The organism is Neobacillus niacini (assembly GCF_000759675.1).
Classification (GTDB): Bacteria; Bacillota; Bacilli; order Bacillales; family Cytobacillaceae; genus Neobacillus; species Neobacillus niacini_A.
In genome coordinates, this window is record NZ_BAWM01000016.1 from 52,157 (window position 1) to 67,806 (window position 15,650).

The following is a 15,650-nucleotide window of genomic DNA, read 5'->3' on the forward strand; positions in this document are numbered from 1 at the left end:
TCTCAATTAATGTTACCAAAATCTTTTTCATGTGTTTAACCCCCAGTGATTTGATACCTTTATTATCAAGGATTTGGGGGTTAATCACAATGCCACTGAAAACGGAAACAAAGGCAATGAAAACGAGAACAATGTTGATGAAAGCGAGTGTCATCATCGATTTCCTTATTATTTCTCCATTTTTCTTGATTTTTCAATAGTTTTCAAGTTTCTAAAGCATTGCCAGAGAAAAAGCCATCATTTCTGAGGGCTAAACTCTTTTTTAACTTATGTTTTCAGTCGGATTTTTGGATTCATCAAAAGCTAAACTTAACTCTTTGACTTCTAAAAAGTTCTTAATTGCTAAGGCACAAGCTCCCAGACTGCATGCTTTTTTGCCAAAATCAGAAATCAACAGTTTACGGTATTGACCAACAGTAGATGTTAAATGTGCTTTGATTTCTGCTAATGCGTTCGGATACAATCGGAGCAGTTCACTATTAATCACCAAAATTTCAGGATTATAAAGGTTGATAATATTATTAAGCCCATATGATAGAAACTTAATATAATCTTTCATTAACTTACACGTAACGGGGTCATCCTCCATGAATAAATGATAAGTTTCTTCATAGGTTACATTTACTTTTTTATGACTTGTAGATAATTGTTTTATAAAGCTTGATTCCGACGCATATTGTTCCCAACAGCCTAAATTCCCGCATCTGCAGGGAAGACCATCAGGAACGATAATCATATGACCAATTTCGCCGGCATAGCCATCGCACCCTTTTAGTAATTTACTATTTACCATAATTCCAAGCCCGATACCTGAATACAAACTAACAGATAATAGGTTTTCACTTTGATAATGTTTATAGACGATCTCAGCAAATGAACATAGGTTAGCGTTATTTTCTATATAGATATTGACACCGGTTACATTTTTTAGATCAGACTTTAAATTTTTATTATGCCATTGATGGTGTGGTACAAAATAAATCGTTTCATCGTTATTAACGATTCCATGAATTCCAATTACTACTCCGATAAGTCCATAGGGTGCTTGAGAAAATCTCTGTTTATAATCTGTAATTTGTTTAGCTAACAATTCTAAAATTACATCGTAATCTGAAGTGTCCGTTTCAATTGAATGTGTGTTGAGCGACGTACCACTTAAATCTGATAAGCTGAATGTTATCACACTCTTATCTAAGTCTATTCCCAAAGCATATCCTGCTTGATGGTTAATCGAAAGCATAATGGGTCTTCTGCCTAGATTTTTATGCTCTTGCTGGGTTTCTATTATTAAATCTTCTGCTAATAATTCTGCTGCCTGCACTGAAATAGTAGCTTTGTTTAGTCCTGTAATCTTCGCTAAGTCGGCTCGGGATATCATGCCATGTTCAATTATTTTACTAATAATTAGTGATCGATTTATCTTTTTAATATATGAAGCATCTCCAGTGACCATATAAGGCACCTCCTTGTAAAATTCTATTTAAAAAAATATAAATTATGGGGAAGCAGGGTTGCATATTAATTGACGTAAACAATCCATAATGATATTATACAGATAATTAGTTTGTTTGGTAAACAAATTAAGTAATTTTTATATTTATTTTTTAAAAAAGGTGATTTTGAAAGGGATTACAATTGGATATTCAAACTCGATTTGGTGCATTTCCATACATGGAATATAATTCCTTGAGGAACACTTAAAATATAAAAAGGAGTGGGAATTGTAATGGGTATTCTTCAAGACTTATTGAAAGACATTCCAGTACCAAAGATAGCAAAAGTCAAAGTGAAGTTTGATAATAAAAAAATTGATGATTTAGAGCCAGTTTTGATGGAAAAGTTACAGCAAGAACACATAAAATCAACAATTAAACCTGGGATGGAAATTGCTGTTGCAGTTGGAAGCCGGGGTCTTGACCGCCTTGTAGAATTAACTGCAGTAACAGTTAAGTTTTTACAAGATTTAGGAGCAAAACCATTTATAGTACCGAGTATGGGAAGTCATGGCGGCGCAACTGCAGAAGGGCAGCGGGAAGTACTAGCACATCTTGGAGTAACAGAAGAGAGTGCCGGCTGTGAAATTCGCTCTTCGATGGAAGTAGTGAAAATTGGAGAGTTACCAAATGGTTTACCTGTTTATGTTGATAAATATGCTTCTGAAGCAGAGGGTATAGTGGTGATCAATCGTGTGAAACCACATACTGCTTTTAGGGGTCCTGTTGAAAGTGGAATTATGAAAATGATAAGTATTGGCTTAGGTAAGCAAAGAGGGGCAGAGGCTTGTCATCAATTGGGGTTTAAGTATATGGCAGAAAACGTGCCTGCGATGGCTAAAATGATTATGGAGAAAAAGCCATTTCTTTTTGGAGTGGCAACAATAGAAAATGCCTTCGATAAAGTGGCTGTCGTTGACGTTCTTTCTCCTGAAGAGATTATCGAAAGAGAAGCAGACTTGCAGGCGATGGCGAAAGAATTATTACCGAAGCTTTACTTTGAACAATTAGAAGTTCTTGTCATTGATCAGATTGGTAAGAATATTTCTGGTGATGGGATGGACCCGAATATTACTGGTCGGTATCCTACTCCATATGCACATGGTGGACCAGATGTGAACAAAATGGTCGTTCTCGGTTTAACTCCACAAACAGAGGGAAATGCCAATGGGGTTGGAACAGCTGATTTTACAACCCAGCGTTTAGTTGACAGAATGGACCTAGAGGTAACCTATGCTAATGGGTTAACTTCAACAGTTGTAGCACCAACAAAAATTGCTACAACTTTACCAAATGATCGTGAAGCGATACAAGCGGCCGTTAAAACAAGTAATATTTTAGATTTTTCTAAAGTAAAAATGGTGCGTATTAAAAATACATTAGAGTTAAGTGAAATTGAAGTATCAGAAGCTTTAGTTGAATATGTGAAACAACATCCAAATATGGAGTTGATTTCAGAACTTTATGACTTACCATTTGACGAAAAAGGAAACATATTTTAAAAACTAGGGAGAGTTGAAACATGACAAATTTATTCGATTTAGCAGGTAAAACAGCGGTAGCAGTTGGCGGAAATGGAGTTTTAGGTTCTGCAATGGCAAAAGGTTTAGCTGATCACGGTGCGAAAGTAGCGATTGTTGGCCGTAATTTGGAAACAGCGGAAGCAGTTGTGAAAGAAATTATTGAAAATGGCGGAGAAGCAAAGGCATTCCAAGCAGATGTTAGTTCAAAGGATTCTTTAGTCCAAGTCGCAAATGAAATTGAACAATGGTCCGGCGGCTGGGATATTCTTTTAAATGCACCAGGCACCAACAGTCCAACACCGTTTTTTGATTTAGACATGGACGAGTACGATAAAATTATGGATATTAATTTAAAAGGTATTGTGATGACCTGTCAGATTTTTGCTAAGAGAATGATTGAACAGGAGAGAAAAGGAAGTATTATTAACATTTCGTCTGTTTCTTCTACAACTCCGTTATCAAGAGTATTTACGTATTCTGTTTCAAAAGCTGGACTTAATAGTGTAACTCAGTTCTTAGCTCGTGAATTTGCTACTAACGGAATTCGTGTAAATGCAATTATTCCAGGATTCTTCCCAGCAGAACAAAATCGAAAAATTTTAGACAAAGAAAGAATTGAATCCATCATGAGCCATACACCTATGAAACGTTTTGGGGAAGCAGAAGAACTTCAAGGTGCAACAGTGTGGCTTGCATCTGATAAAGCATCAAGCTTTGTAACCGGCGCACTTATTCGCGTAGATGGCGGATTTGGAGCAATGACAATTTAAATCTTGGACATATGACAGATGTCCATTTAATATGTTAAATAGTGGAAAGATATAGAAGTACGTGGGGAGATGGGACCATTGCTAACAGAGAAGTATAATAAATTACAGTCTATTCTCCGTGACATGGAATCAGTCGTTGTAGCATTCTCAGGTGGTGTGGATAGTACATTCTTACTAAAGGCAGCTGTCGACACATTAGGAACAGATCATGTCTTAGCCGTCACAGCAGATTCAGAAACATATCCTTCTAGTGAGCTTGAAGAGGCAAGAGTACTCGCAAAAAAAATTGGGGTTAAGCACCAAGTAATTGAAACATCTGAATTAGCGATTCCTGGTTATGCAGAGAATAACAAAAACCGTTGTTACTTTTGTAAAAGCAGCCTATTCGATCATCTACTTCCAGTAATGGAAGAAAAGGGATTCCAAAATGTGGTTTATGGAGTTATTGCCGATGATATGAATGAACATCGCCCAGGCATGCAAGCGGCTAAGGAGAAGGGAATCCGAGGTCCACTTCTAGAGGCAAATTTGTTTAAGCAGGAAATCAGAGAGCTTTCACAACAGTTTGATTTACCAACATGGGATAAACCATCCTTTGCCTGTTTATCTTCAAGGATTGCATACGGTGAATATATTACAAAAGAAAAGCTAACAAAGGTTGAGCGGGCAGAAAGCTTTTTAAAAAGTCTCCGTATTCGCCAAGTACGAGTACGGACTCATGATGAAATCGCTAGAATTGAAGTAGAACCGAATGATATGAAAACCGTTCTTGAAAATCATGATTCAATAGTTCGGGAGCTCCAAGAGTATGGATATAAATATATTACTTTAGATTTGCTAGGATATCAGAGCGGCAGTATGAACAAGGTGTTATCGTAATAAAAGAAGAAGGCTTTGGAAATTTCCAAAGCCTTTTCTAACATAAATGACAACATAGATGTTGAAAAGGAAGATGAATAGTATGTCAAGAGAGTTCGTAATGGGACTAGATATCGGAACCACTAGTGTAAAGGCTTGTGTATTTGATATTAAAGGAAAACTAATAGCGGAAGCTGAGAAAATGAACAGCTTTCATTATCCAGAGCCAGGCTGGTCTGAACAAGACCCCGTTGAAATAGAACGGTCTGCTGTGCTGGCAATAAAGGAAGCAATTGAAAAAGCTGCCATTAGTAAGGATGAGTTAATTGCACTGGGGTTTTCAGCTGCCATGCATTCACTTCTTTGTGTGAATGAAGAAGGAAGCTCGATTTCCCCTGCGCTCATTTGGGCAGATGGAAGAAGTTTTGCGCAGGCAGAAGCTGTAAAAGGAACGATCGGCAAGAGTGTTTATTCAAAAACAGGAACACCCATTCATCCTATGACTCCTCTTAATAAACTTTTATGGATGAAAGAAACAAACTATGAACCCTATAAAAAAGCTGCGTATTTTATGTCTATTAAGGAATATTTAATACAATGCTGGTTTGGTAAAAGAGTGATCGATTTTTCGATGGCATCTGCTACAGGATTATTTAATCCTGCTACGCTTGATTGGGAACCTGAATTATTAGAGATGACAGGGATTACAAGGGAACAGCTTTCGGAAATTGTCCCCCCTACAAAAGTGTTATCGGGTCTTAAAAGAGAAATTGCTGATGAAATGGGAATCAATCTGGAAATGCCATTTGTGATGGGTGCGGCAGACGGTCAATTGGCAAACTTAGGAATTGGCGCAATTTTACCTGGAGAAGTGGCCGTTTCCGTTGGGACAAGCGGTGCTATCAGGCAAATTAACAAGGGAGTAAAAATTGATGAAAATCAAGAAACCTTTTGTTACTCCTTTACAGCGGATTCAACTATTGTGGGTGGACCAACAAACAATGGCGGTATAGTTCTACAATGGCTAAAAGATCTTCTAAACGACCAAAGGAGTTTTACCGATTTTCTAGCAGACGCTGAAAAGGTTGCTCCAGGTGCAGAGGGCATTCTTTTCCTGCCTTATTTAAATGGAGAAAGAGCACCGATTTGGAATCAAAAGGCAAAAGGCAATTTTTATGGAGTTTCGATTACACATAAAAAAGAACATTTTATCCGTGCTGTGCTTGAAGGTATTACTTTTAATCTCTATCAAATCGGCAAAGCGCTGGAACGGTTAGCGGGAGAACCGGAAAAAATCTTCGTTAATGGTGGATTAGCGAGGTCACCACTATGGCTGCAAATGATGGCTGACATCTTTGAAGCGGAAATTTATGTATCCGAAAGCCATCACAGTGCCGCATGGGGAGCTGCTTGGACCGCTTTAGTGGGCATTGGCAAAGTAGATTCTTTTGAAGAAATCAAAAAGAATATACCGATGGGTGTGGCAGTGCTGCCTAATAAGGAAAACAGTAAAGTATATAAAGCTCTTTATGAAAACTATGAAAAGCTTGCAAAAGAAATGGTGAAATTCTTTTAAAAAAGGTAATCAATATAAGATAAGGTTATAAGTGACCGAAATTTAGAAAAAATCGAAAAAGTGGTAACTAATAGAGGCTATAAGTGACCAAAAATGAGAAAAAATCGAAAAAGTGGTAACTAATAGAGACTATAAGTGACCGGAAATGAGAAAAAATCGAAAAAGTGGTAACTAATAGAGACTATAAGTTACCGAAAACGATGAAAAATCGGAAAAATGGTAACTAATAGAGACTATAAGTGACCGAAAATGAGAAAAAATCGAAAAAGTGGTAACTAATAGAGGCTATAAGTGACCAAAAATGAGAAAAAATCGAAAAAGTGGTAACTAATAGAGGCTATAAGTGACCGAAAATGAGAAAAAATCGAAAAAGTGGTAACTAATAGAGGCTATAGGTGACCGAAAACGAGAAAAAATCGAAAAAGTGGTAACTAATAGAGACTATAAGTGACCGAAAACGATGAAAAATCGAAAAAGTGGTAACTAATAGAGGCTATAGGTGACCGAAAATGAGAAAAAATCGAAAAAGTGGTAACTAATAGAGGCTATAAGTGACCGAAAACGAGAAAAAATCGAAAAAGTGGTAACTAATAGAGACTATTAGTTACCGAAAACGATGAAAAATCGAAAAAGTGGTAACTAATAGATTCGACAGTAATCGGAAACGAGAATAAGCATGAAAAGTCATCAAGATTAGAATAATTTTTAAAGGGGGGAATGCTGTGCTCGAAGAGATCCTAGAACAAGTTCAAAAGGGAACCCTCAGTATTGCCGAAGCCAAAGATCAATTAGCCACGTTTGAAAATTTGGGTTTTGCTAAAATCGACCACCACCGGAAAAAACGTCAGGGCTTTCCGGAAGTGGTCTATGGCGAAGGGAAAACGGCTGAACAAATTATCTCGATTATTGAAGCATTAAGAGCGAGAAACAATCAAGTAATGGTAACGAGAATTTCAGAAGAGAAAGCAGCAATTGTGCAACAAGCTTGTCCTGAATTTACCTATCATGAAATCGCTCAGATTCTTTTTTGGAAGGACCAAAAGAATTCGACAGAAAATTCTCATGGCTATATAGCTGTCGTTGCCGCAGGAACCTCTGATATACGGGTGGCAGAAGAAGCAGCGGTTACCGCAGAAATACTAGGAAGTAACGTCCATCGGATTTATGATGTTGGCGTAGCTGGCATTCATCGTCTATTAAATCATGCCGAGGAAATTCAAAAGGCAACGGTATCAGTAGTGGTAGCCGGTATGGAAGGGGCACTTCCGAGTGTTGTTGGAGGACTTGTTTCCCATCCTGTAATTGCCGTCCCGACAAGTGTTGGCTATGGGGCTAACTTTAACGGGTTATCTGCTTTGCTGACGATGCTGAATTCATGTGCTTCTGGAATTAGTGTTGTCAATATTGATAATGGTTTTGGCGGAGGATATAACGCCGTATTAATTCATCAACTTGCACAAAAAGGGGTAAGAAATGAAGACACTTTATTTTGATTGTTTTTCAGGAGTAAGCGGGGATATGGTCATCGGAGCACTCATAGACGCAGGTGCTGACCCGAACAAATTAGTAGAAGAATTAAAGAAGTTAAATATTGAAGATGAATATGAATTGACATGGAAAAAGGTTGTCAAAAATGGAATTACTAGTACAAAGTTTGATGTGCTGCTAGATAAACATGACCACCATCATGATCATGAACACACACATACGCATGAACACGATCACGAGCATGAACACGATCATAGCCATGACCACCATCATGATCATGAACACACACATACGCATGACCACGATCACGAGTATGAAAACGTACACGTACATACCCATGATCACCAACATGACCATGAACATACACACGATCATGATCACCACCATCATGACCACAGATCATATAAAGATATTGTACGATTAATTGAAGAAGCTGATTTTTCTCAACAGGTAAAAGATACAGCTTTAAGGATATTTAAAAAAATTGCTGAAGCAGAAGGGCTCATTCATGGAGTTCCTTTGGATAATGTTCACTTCCATGAGGTGGGAGCTGTAGATTCGATTATTGATATTATTGGGACAGCCATCCTAATCGATCAATTAGAAATATCCGTAATTAAATCATCCCCAATTCCTGTAGGAACAGGGAAAATTCGTATCGACCATGGTATCTATCCAGTACCTGCACCGGCTACACTTGAGATATTAAAAGGAATCCCGATTGAACATTCAGAAGTGAGAGCAGAGCTTGCCACACCAACTGGAGCAGCAATTGTCTCGGTTCTGGCGGAGGAATTTTGTTCTATACCTTCCATGAAAGTCAGCTCCATTGGCTATGGTGCAGGAACGAAGACCTTTAAAGACCATCCTAATGTTGTGCGTGTTATCATTGGCGAATAGAAGGAACTAAATCCAACGAGGTTTGCTTTAACGCAGATATATTTCAATAACGCATATATTTATTGCTGCAATAAATCACTTATCAAAATGGTCAAGATATCTGGACATAAACTCGAAATCTGTGTCTAGAGTTTCAATATTTCGAAGAAAACAGCAAAATAAATTGGGATTTCCCACCTTTTAGTAAGAGGAGTATACGAAATGAATTCTCACCCTCCTAATTATGAACACCTTGACGATCAGATGATCAAAATGGAAGTTAACTTAGATAATATTCCTGGAGAATGGCTAGGTTACGTAATGGATCTGCTTTTTGAAGCGGGGGCAAATGATGTTTTTTATACCCCGATATATATGAAAAAGAACAGACCTGGAATCTTGCTTCAGCTACTCTGCTCTGTTGATAGTCTAAATAAAATGAAGGAAATACTTTTTAAAGAAACCACAACATTAGGTGTGCGTTATTATCCGTTAACCGTTCACCGGTTAGAAAGAGTATTCAAAAAAGCGGAAACAGAGTGGGGAACCGTGACCGTAAAAGAAGGGATCCTGAATGGTCAAGTCGTGCAACATGCACCGGAGTATGAGGAATGTAAGAGCCTTGCACGACTCCACGATATTCCTTTAAAAAAGGTATATGAACAGGTTTGGAAGGCTATAGATAACAAAGCGTAAAATAACATTTTAACAAAAAAATAAGAGACTGTGCGAAAATCTCATTTAAAAAATGGATTTTCGGACAGTCTTTTTTGATTGTGAAGTACTCAATTCCATGCTACCAGTATGCTATATTGACGATAACGAAAGTGAATGCTACACTGAATTTTAATAATTAGTTTATTAAACAAACAAAATAACAATTTATCAAATCAATCATGTAACGGTAGTATTACTTAAATAAAAGGGTTTCGAAATATTCCTAAACCTAAAAAAATCACAAATTTTTCTAAAAAAACAACATTTTAAATTATCTTCCCGATTCGTAAAATGATAAGTAAGTAAACGGTTTCAATAATGGGGGGGTTCACTTGGATTATATCAAAAAGGTGTTTAAAGCTATCGACTCTATTTTCGAAAAATTCACATTACTATTTTTGGTAGCATTAATTTTTGTTGTAACAACACAGGTCATGACACGGAAATTATTTAATTTTGTATTCTTTTGGTCCGAAGAAATTACACTGTTACTGCTTGCTTGGTTCGCCTTTATGGCCATTGCGATAGGCTTTCGGGAATATATTCATTTAGGTATTGATTCCTTTACCAACCTATTTCCTAAATCATTTAATAAAGTCTTAGATAAAATCATTAGTGCTTCTATTTTTGCTTTTGGTTTTTACCTCGTAGTCCAGGGGTGGGAGTTTACATTGTTGACGGCGGAATCAACTCTTCCAGCAACAAAACTTCCTAGTAGTATCACATATGTAGCGATGCCAATCACAGGTGTTATGATTTGCGGTTACTCGCTCCTGCAATTCTTCAATATTAACACAACAAGACATAAGGATTTGGAGGAGGGTATGTAAAATGGACACGAACACAATCGGAATTATTATCTTACTTTCAAGCTTTGTTATTCTAGTCCTGCTTCGTTTTCCGATTGCTCTTACGCTTGTGGCATCGTCCTTGCTAACAGTAATCTATATGAAAATTCCGCTTCCGGTTATTGGCCAACAAATGGTTCAAGGAATGAACTCCTTTTCCCTGCTAGCCATCCCATTCTTTATCCTGACAGGACAAATAATGAGTGAAGGGGGACTAGCAACAAGGATCGTAAATTTTGCGAGTTTACTAGTAGGAAGAATACGCGGTGGACTTGCAATGGTAAATAGTGTGGCTGCCTTGTTTTTTGGGAACATCTCAGGGTCTGCAGTCGCAGATGTTTCATCCGTTGGGTCTGTTATGATTCCAATGATGAAAAAGAAAGGATACGAAGCAGATTATGCGGTTGGTGTTACCATTGCTTCGGCTATCCAAGGTGTAGTAGTACCACCAAGTCATAACCTTGTCCTTTACTCGTTAGCAGCTGGGGGAGTATCAATCGCCAGCCTATTTATGGCAGGTATTGTACCTGGATTCATTATGTTAATTTCTCTTATGATTACAGGCTATATAATTGCTAGAAAACGAGGATATCAGAAAGCGGACCCAGTGCCCAAATCACAAATCGGAGGTATTATCCTTCACGGTCTTTTATCCTTAAGTCCCGCAGTCATTATACTAGGCGGAATTATGAGTGGCTGGTTTACGGCCACTGAGTCAGGTGCGTTAGCGTGCTTATATTCTTTTATTCTAGCATTTGTCATTTATAGAGAAGCACCAATCTCAAGTATTTGGAAAATACTCACAAGAACAATGAGAACGGTTTCGATGGTATTTTTCTTAATTGCAGCATCTGCATCCTTTGGATGGATACTCGCCTATTTGCAAATTCCTGCTATGGTAACCGACCTGTTCTTAAGTATTTCTGATAATCCACTTATCATTTTATTGATTATCAATATTTTATTGCTCCTGCTTGGTGCGCCAATGGACATGGCACCAATGATATTAATAATGACACCGATCCTTCTTCCAGTTGTAACGAGCTTTGGTATGGACCCTGTCCATTTCGGGATTGTCCTAATTTTAAATGCTGGAATCGGCTTATTGACACCACCAGTTGGAACCGTTTTATTTGTCGGATGTGCGATAGGAAAGGTCTCTATCCAGCAAGGTACAAAAGCCATGATGCCATTTTTCTATGCTTTACTAGTTGTTCTGTTAATTATCACCTATATTCCAGAGGTTGTAATGTGGCTTCCAAATATGTTAGTCAAGTAGCCTAGGAAAAATGGTGAAGATTATATAAAAAAATTAAAAGGGGTGTAGATTTTGATAAGTAAAAAGGTTACAGGTATTTTAGCCGCAACACTTTTAATGGGCACGATCCTTGCTGCATGCGGCGGGAAAGAAACAACGAACACAAATAGCGAGGGGAACAAAGAAGAAGAAAAACCATCCTATACGTTCCGCTTAGCCGACAATCAGCCGCCAGAATATCCGACTGTCCTTGGTGACAAAAAGTTTGCTGAATTAGTAGAGGAAAGATCAGATGGACGTATCAAAATTGAAGTCTATCCATCTGCGCAATTAGGCGATGAAAAATCAGTACTTGAACAGGTTCAACTTGGAGCCATTGAGTTTACTCGAATCAATTCTAGTCCACTTGCTGAATTCAATAATCAGTTTACTCCGCTAGGACTTCCTTATGTATTTGAGAGTGAAGATCATCTTTGGAACTTCTTAAATGGAGAAATGGGAACAAAATTATTAGATGGTCTTGAGCAATCTAAGATGAAAGGATTAGCCTATTATGATTCTGGATCACGTAGTTTTTACTCAACTAAACCTCTTGAAAATGTAGAGGATTTAAAAGGTCAAAAGATTCGTGTTCAACAAAGTAAAATCAATATTGATTTTATGGCTGCCTTAGGAGCTAGTGCTACTCCAATGCCATATGGAGAAGTATTCAGTGCCCTGCAAACAGGAATTATTGATGGGGCAGAAAATAACCTGCCAAGTTTAGATTCATCTAACCATTATCAAGAGGCTAAAAACTTGATTCTTGATCATCACCAACGTATTCCTGAAGTTCTTTTGATTAGTAAAGTAGCTTGGGATAAGCTTTCTGAAGAAGATCAAAAGATCATTAAACAAGCAGCTCTTGATTCTGTTGAAACACAAAGAGCAGAGTGGGATAAATATGAAGAACGTTCAGAAAAGAAGTTAAAAGACGCTGGTGTTACATTTACTGAAGTTAAAGATCTTGAACCTTGGACAAATGCTGTAAAGCCTATGGTTAATGAATATACAAAAGAGTATAAAGAAGTAATGGATGCTATTGATGAAGCACGTCCATAACCTGTAGCAACAAAAAACACCTAGCTGGTAAGTTTTCCTATTTATCAGCTGGGTCTTTTCTGTTTTGTAATAGGTAAGAATCAGAAAACTTATTAGGAAGTGGAAGAATGCAGCAGCGATGGAGAAAAGCAGAAGAATTTATTGCACGATATATTCTCTTAAAGAATCAATCACTAATGATGAAGCTTTGCATTTTTTCCAGCTTTCTCGTTATAATTCCTTTGCTTTCAGTGGGAATTATATCCTATAACCGCTCTTCCGTAGAATTGGAAAATGAGCTCCGCCTACATAGTGGACAGGTTATTGATCAAGTAGAATCACATATTGAATATTATTTACAAGAGTTTGAGATTACAAGCTTAAAAATTATCAACTCCCCTGAATTATCCAGCCTTTTTAAAAATGAGAAAAGTGAACATGTAGTGGAATCGGCCAGGAAAACACTAAGATATGCGGCTTATTCTCGCGCTGATATTTCCAATATAACGGTGTTGATGGATGATGATATTGTCATTGATACTTTGGGGCTGCAGAATTACTATCCTTCGACCAAAATAAAAGAAGAATATTGGTATTCATCAGTACCATTAAACGGAATGACAATGCTAGTAACGAGAACTCTTAAACTTAAAAATAAAGAGCAGCCGGTTATATCACTTGTCAGGAGGTTATACAATCCTGATACTCTTCGGCCTGTAGGAATGCTCATTATAGATATAAATTTCAGAAGGATTGAGGAAATCTCAAATAAAGTAACAGTTAGTAGAAATGGCTATTTTTTCATTTTAGATTCAAAAGGGCATTATGTATATCATCCCGATTATTCAAAGCTTGGAAAAGAGGTAGAATTTAGCCAGCTTTCACAACTCCAAAATAACGAAAGCAGTACACAAATTTTACAGAATGATCGGAAGGATTTTGTAACCTATACCTATTCCCCGAGTATAGGCTGGAGTTTTTTTACAGCCGTGCCCTTTAAAGATTTAACGGGGGGCATTATTCAAATCGGAAGAACGATTGTCTTGACGATAATCTTCTCGTTAATGATTGCCTATACGGTAGGGTTCGGATTTGCAACAAATTTGATCCGCCCGATTCGGCGCCTGAAGAAGTTTATGAAGGAAGTTGAAATCGGAGATCTTAGTGGCAGGGTACCAGTGGAATCGAACGATGAAATTGGTCAGCTTTCGGCTGGATTTAACAAGACAGTTGAAAAACTATCCAATTTACTGGAAGAAGTTTATGTCTCTAAATTAAAAGAAACAGAAATGTCCCTAAAACAGAAAGAGATTGAAATAAAGATGCTTCAATCTCAGATGAACCCACATTTTTTATACAACTCGCTTGAGACGATTAGAGGGATGGCATTAGAAGAAGGTCAGGAAAATATTGCAACCATGTCCTATTCTCTAGGAATGCTGCTCCGCTACAATCTTAAAAATGATTCATCCACGGTTAGTCTAGGAGAAGAAATCAAGTTTTGTGATACGTATCTTCAGATTCAGAAATTTCGTTTTGAAGAACGTTTTGAGTATGAGATTGATATTCCACCTTGGGCAATGGAACAAGAGGTAGTCAAGTTTTCACTTCAGCCAATAGTTGAAAATTGCTTTGTTCATGCCTTTGGTCGAAGCTTTCAAAAGTTCAGAATTACTATATCAGTAGTTTCCCAATCCGGATCTTCGTTTGCAATTCGAATAGAAGATTCAGGCGCAGGGATTCCGAATCACATTTTAGACGAACTTAGAGGAAAGCTTGAACAGAAAACAACAAACTCAGATGGAAAACATATCGGATTATTAAATGTTCAACAAAGGATTCATTATGTGTTTGGCTCTGAGTATGGACTTGCAATTAGAAGTCAGTTGGGAGCCGGGACAGTGGTCGAGATGCAGCTGCCAATGAAGGAAAATACAGAGGAAAGGGAGATTAAATGAAAAAGGTCTTGTTAGTTGACGATGAGAGATGGGTACGAACCGCTCTTAAGTGGACAATAAACAAATTGAATCTTCCCTTGCAGGTTGTTCATGAATCCCAAAATGGATTAGAAGCATTAGATTGGATTAAGATGAATGATGTGGACCTGGTTTTAACGGATGTCCGAATGCCGATTATGGACGGTCTTGCTTTGGTAAAGGAACTTAATAGTTTAAACGGGGCATATGACGTAATTGTTATCTCTGTCCATGATGAGTTTCAATTTATTCAGCAAGCAATGCGAAATGGTGTCACGGATTATCTTCTTAAACCGATTGAGGAGAAAGAAATAAAAGTCTGTCTAGAGAAATGGTTAAATAAAAAAAGTAACGAAGTAAATACCCGAAAGCAGACACTGCTTAAGAAAGAGAATATTCCGTTATCTACGATTGAACGAGTATTGGACTATATAAATAAAACACCTCTCGATCAAATAACGTTAAAAGAGGCGGCAGAGAGTATACACATAAATCCGAGTTATCTCAGTCAATTGTTCAAACAACAGCTCAATAAGAAATTTGTTGATTATATAACAGAGCTGAGAATTGAGGAAAGTAAACGTTTATTGCACAATACAACATTAAGAATGTCGGAAATTGCTGAAAGGGTCGGTTATTCTGATTTAGCCTACTTTAGTAATAATTTTAAGAAAATAGTGGGTTTATCACCGTCGGAGTATCGAAATATCCAAGCATAAAAGAATTATAAAAAAGAAGCGATGCAGAATGGTTAACCACTAAGTCAATTATTCAAACAACAGCTTAACAAAAAGTTTGTTGAATATTTAACAGAACTAAGAATAGAAGAGGGTAAACGCTTATTATTACACACGACGTTAAGGATGTCAGAGATTGCAGAAAAAGTTGGTTATTTGGATTTAGCCTATTTTAGTAATAACTTTAAGAAAATTACTGGGAGAACGCCATCAGAATTTCGTAAATCCTTAGTTCAAAAAACATAATGGTTAAAAGCAGGAGCAGAACATTACATTGGTGTTCTGTTTTTTTTTATTTTTATATGATTATCTGAATAACTAAAATAATTACAAATTTTCCTAAAAAAACTCGCTGATTGATAAATTATTCCGAATTGTATAATTAAAATTGGAAACGCTTTCCGGGAGAGAAGTTAACTGGCTAGTGTGACACCTTTTTAAAAAGAA

At 37.2% G+C, this 15,650-nt stretch carries 13 protein-coding genes and 1 pseudogene; 13 read left to right on the forward strand and 1 reads right to left on the reverse strand.

Translation table 11 applies throughout. The features are described 5' to 3' along the window. Positions 1 to 262: 262 nt before the first annotated feature. A complete protein-coding gene (locus TR08_RS07190; RefSeq protein WP_045516962.1) occupies positions 263 to 1,453 on the reverse strand; it encodes an ROK family transcriptional regulator in 1,191 nt (396 codons plus the stop codon). A gap of 273 nt (positions 1,454 to 1,726) precedes the next feature. Between TR08_RS07190 and TR08_RS07195 the strand changes: the two genes are divergently transcribed. From TR08_RS07195 to TR08_RS31825, 13 genes and pseudogenes are all read left to right on the forward strand, one after another. After that, positions 1,727 to 2,995 carry a lactate racemase domain-containing protein gene (locus tag TR08_RS07195; protein ID WP_045516963.1) on the forward strand — a complete coding sequence of 423 codons (1,269 nt, stop codon included), beginning with the start codon at positions 1,727 to 1,729 and terminating at the stop codon, positions 2,993 to 2,995. A 20-nt stretch (positions 2,996 to 3,015) separates the two neighbouring features. Further along, positions 3,016 to 3,786 carry an SDR family oxidoreductase gene (locus TR08_RS07200; RefSeq protein ID WP_045516965.1) on the forward strand — a complete coding sequence of 257 codons (771 nt, stop codon included), beginning with the start codon at positions 3,016 to 3,018 and terminating at the stop codon, positions 3,784 to 3,786. 78 nt (positions 3,787 to 3,864) lie between these two features. After that, positions 3,865 to 4,665 (forward strand): ATP-dependent sacrificial sulfur transferase LarE, encoded by an 801-nt coding sequence (gene larE, locus TR08_RS07205; protein ID WP_045516966.1) that lies wholly within the window; start codon positions 3,865 to 3,867, stop codon positions 4,663 to 4,665. An 82-nt stretch (positions 4,666 to 4,747) separates the two neighbouring features. Continuing rightward, on the forward strand, positions 4,748 to 6,220 hold the full coding sequence (locus TR08_RS07210; protein WP_045516968.1) for a gluconokinase: 1,473 nt from the start codon (positions 4,748 to 4,750) through the stop codon (positions 6,218 to 6,220). Between the two features lie 722 nt (positions 6,221 to 6,942). After that, positions 6,943 to 7,713, forward strand: a complete 771-nt coding sequence (gene larB, locus TR08_RS07215) for a nickel pincer cofactor biosynthesis protein LarB (RefSeq protein WP_045516970.1) — start codon at positions 6,943 to 6,945, stop codon at positions 7,711 to 7,713. Beyond that, positions 7,694 to 8,608, forward strand: coding sequence for a LarC family nickel insertion protein (locus TR08_RS07220; RefSeq protein WP_045516977.1), 915 nt, complete (start codon positions 7,694 to 7,696; stop codon positions 8,606 to 8,608). The genes larB and TR08_RS07220 overlap by 20 nt, the downstream gene beginning before the upstream one ends. 201 nt (positions 8,609 to 8,809) lie before the next feature. Continuing rightward, entirely contained in the window at positions 8,810 to 9,283 is a 474-nt protein-coding gene (gene larC, locus TR08_RS07225) for a nickel insertion protein (RefSeq protein WP_045516979.1), read from the forward strand. Between the two features lie 353 nt (positions 9,284 to 9,636). Further along, complete coding sequence (locus tag TR08_RS07230; RefSeq protein WP_045516980.1) at positions 9,637 to 10,134, forward strand: TRAP transporter small permease; 498 nt, start codon at positions 9,637 to 9,639, stop codon at positions 10,132 to 10,134. 1 nt (position 10,135) lies between these two features. After that, positions 10,136 to 11,431 (forward strand): TRAP transporter large permease, encoded by a 1,296-nt coding sequence (locus TR08_RS07235; RefSeq protein WP_045516982.1) that lies wholly within the window; start codon positions 10,136 to 10,138, stop codon positions 11,429 to 11,431. A gap of 51 nt (positions 11,432 to 11,482) precedes the next feature. Further along, positions 11,483 to 12,511, forward strand: coding sequence for a TRAP transporter substrate-binding protein (locus tag TR08_RS07240; RefSeq protein WP_238579098.1), 1,029 nt, complete (start codon positions 11,483 to 11,485; stop codon positions 12,509 to 12,511). Between the two features lie 107 nt (positions 12,512 to 12,618). Beyond that, positions 12,619 to 14,448 carry a sensor histidine kinase gene (locus tag TR08_RS07245; RefSeq protein WP_045516983.1) on the forward strand — a complete coding sequence of 610 codons (1,830 nt, stop codon included), beginning with the start codon at positions 12,619 to 12,621 and terminating at the stop codon, positions 14,446 to 14,448. Continuing rightward, entirely contained in the window at positions 14,445 to 15,185 is a 741-nt protein-coding gene (locus tag TR08_RS07250; protein ID WP_045516984.1) for a response regulator transcription factor, read from the forward strand. Before TR08_RS07245 ends, TR08_RS07250 begins: the two co-directional genes overlap by 4 nt. Positions 15,186 to 15,236: 51 nt before the next feature. Beyond that, positions 15,237 to 15,449: pseudogene (locus tag TR08_RS31825) on the forward strand (helix-turn-helix domain-containing protein); the annotation flags it as partial. Positions 15,450 to 15,650: the final 201 nt, after the last annotated feature.

Excerpts from the sequence above, each read along its gene's own strand:
- TR08_RS07245 (WP_045516983.1), top strand. The coding sequence starts at position 12,619 with ATGCAGCAGCGATGGAGAAAAGCAGAAGAATTTATTGCACGATATATT.
- TR08_RS07250 (WP_045516984.1), top strand. The coding sequence starts at position 14,445 with ATGAAAAAGGTCTTGTTAGTTGACGATGAGAGATGGGTACGAACCGCT.
- TR08_RS07235 (WP_045516982.1), top strand. The coding sequence starts at position 10,136 with ATGGACACGAACACAATCGGAATTATTATCTTACTTTCAAGCTTTGTT.
- TR08_RS07200 (WP_045516965.1), top strand. The coding sequence starts at position 3,016 with ATGACAAATTTATTCGATTTAGCAGGTAAAACAGCGGTAGCAGTTGGC.
- TR08_RS07195 (WP_045516963.1), top strand. The coding sequence starts at position 1,727 with ATGGGTATTCTTCAAGACTTATTGAAAGACATTCCAGTACCAAAGATA.
- TR08_RS07220 (WP_045516977.1), top strand. The coding sequence starts at position 7,694 with ATGAAGACACTTTATTTTGATTGTTTTTCAGGAGTAAGCGGGGATATG.
- TR08_RS07210 (WP_045516968.1), top strand. The coding sequence starts at position 4,748 with ATGTCAAGAGAGTTCGTAATGGGACTAGATATCGGAACCACTAGTGTA.
- larC (WP_045516979.1), top strand. The coding sequence starts at position 8,810 with ATGAATTCTCACCCTCCTAATTATGAACACCTTGACGATCAGATGATC.
- TR08_RS07190 (WP_045516962.1), bottom strand. The coding sequence starts at position 1,453 with ATGGTCACTGGAGATGCTTCATATATTAAAAAGATAAATCGATCACTA.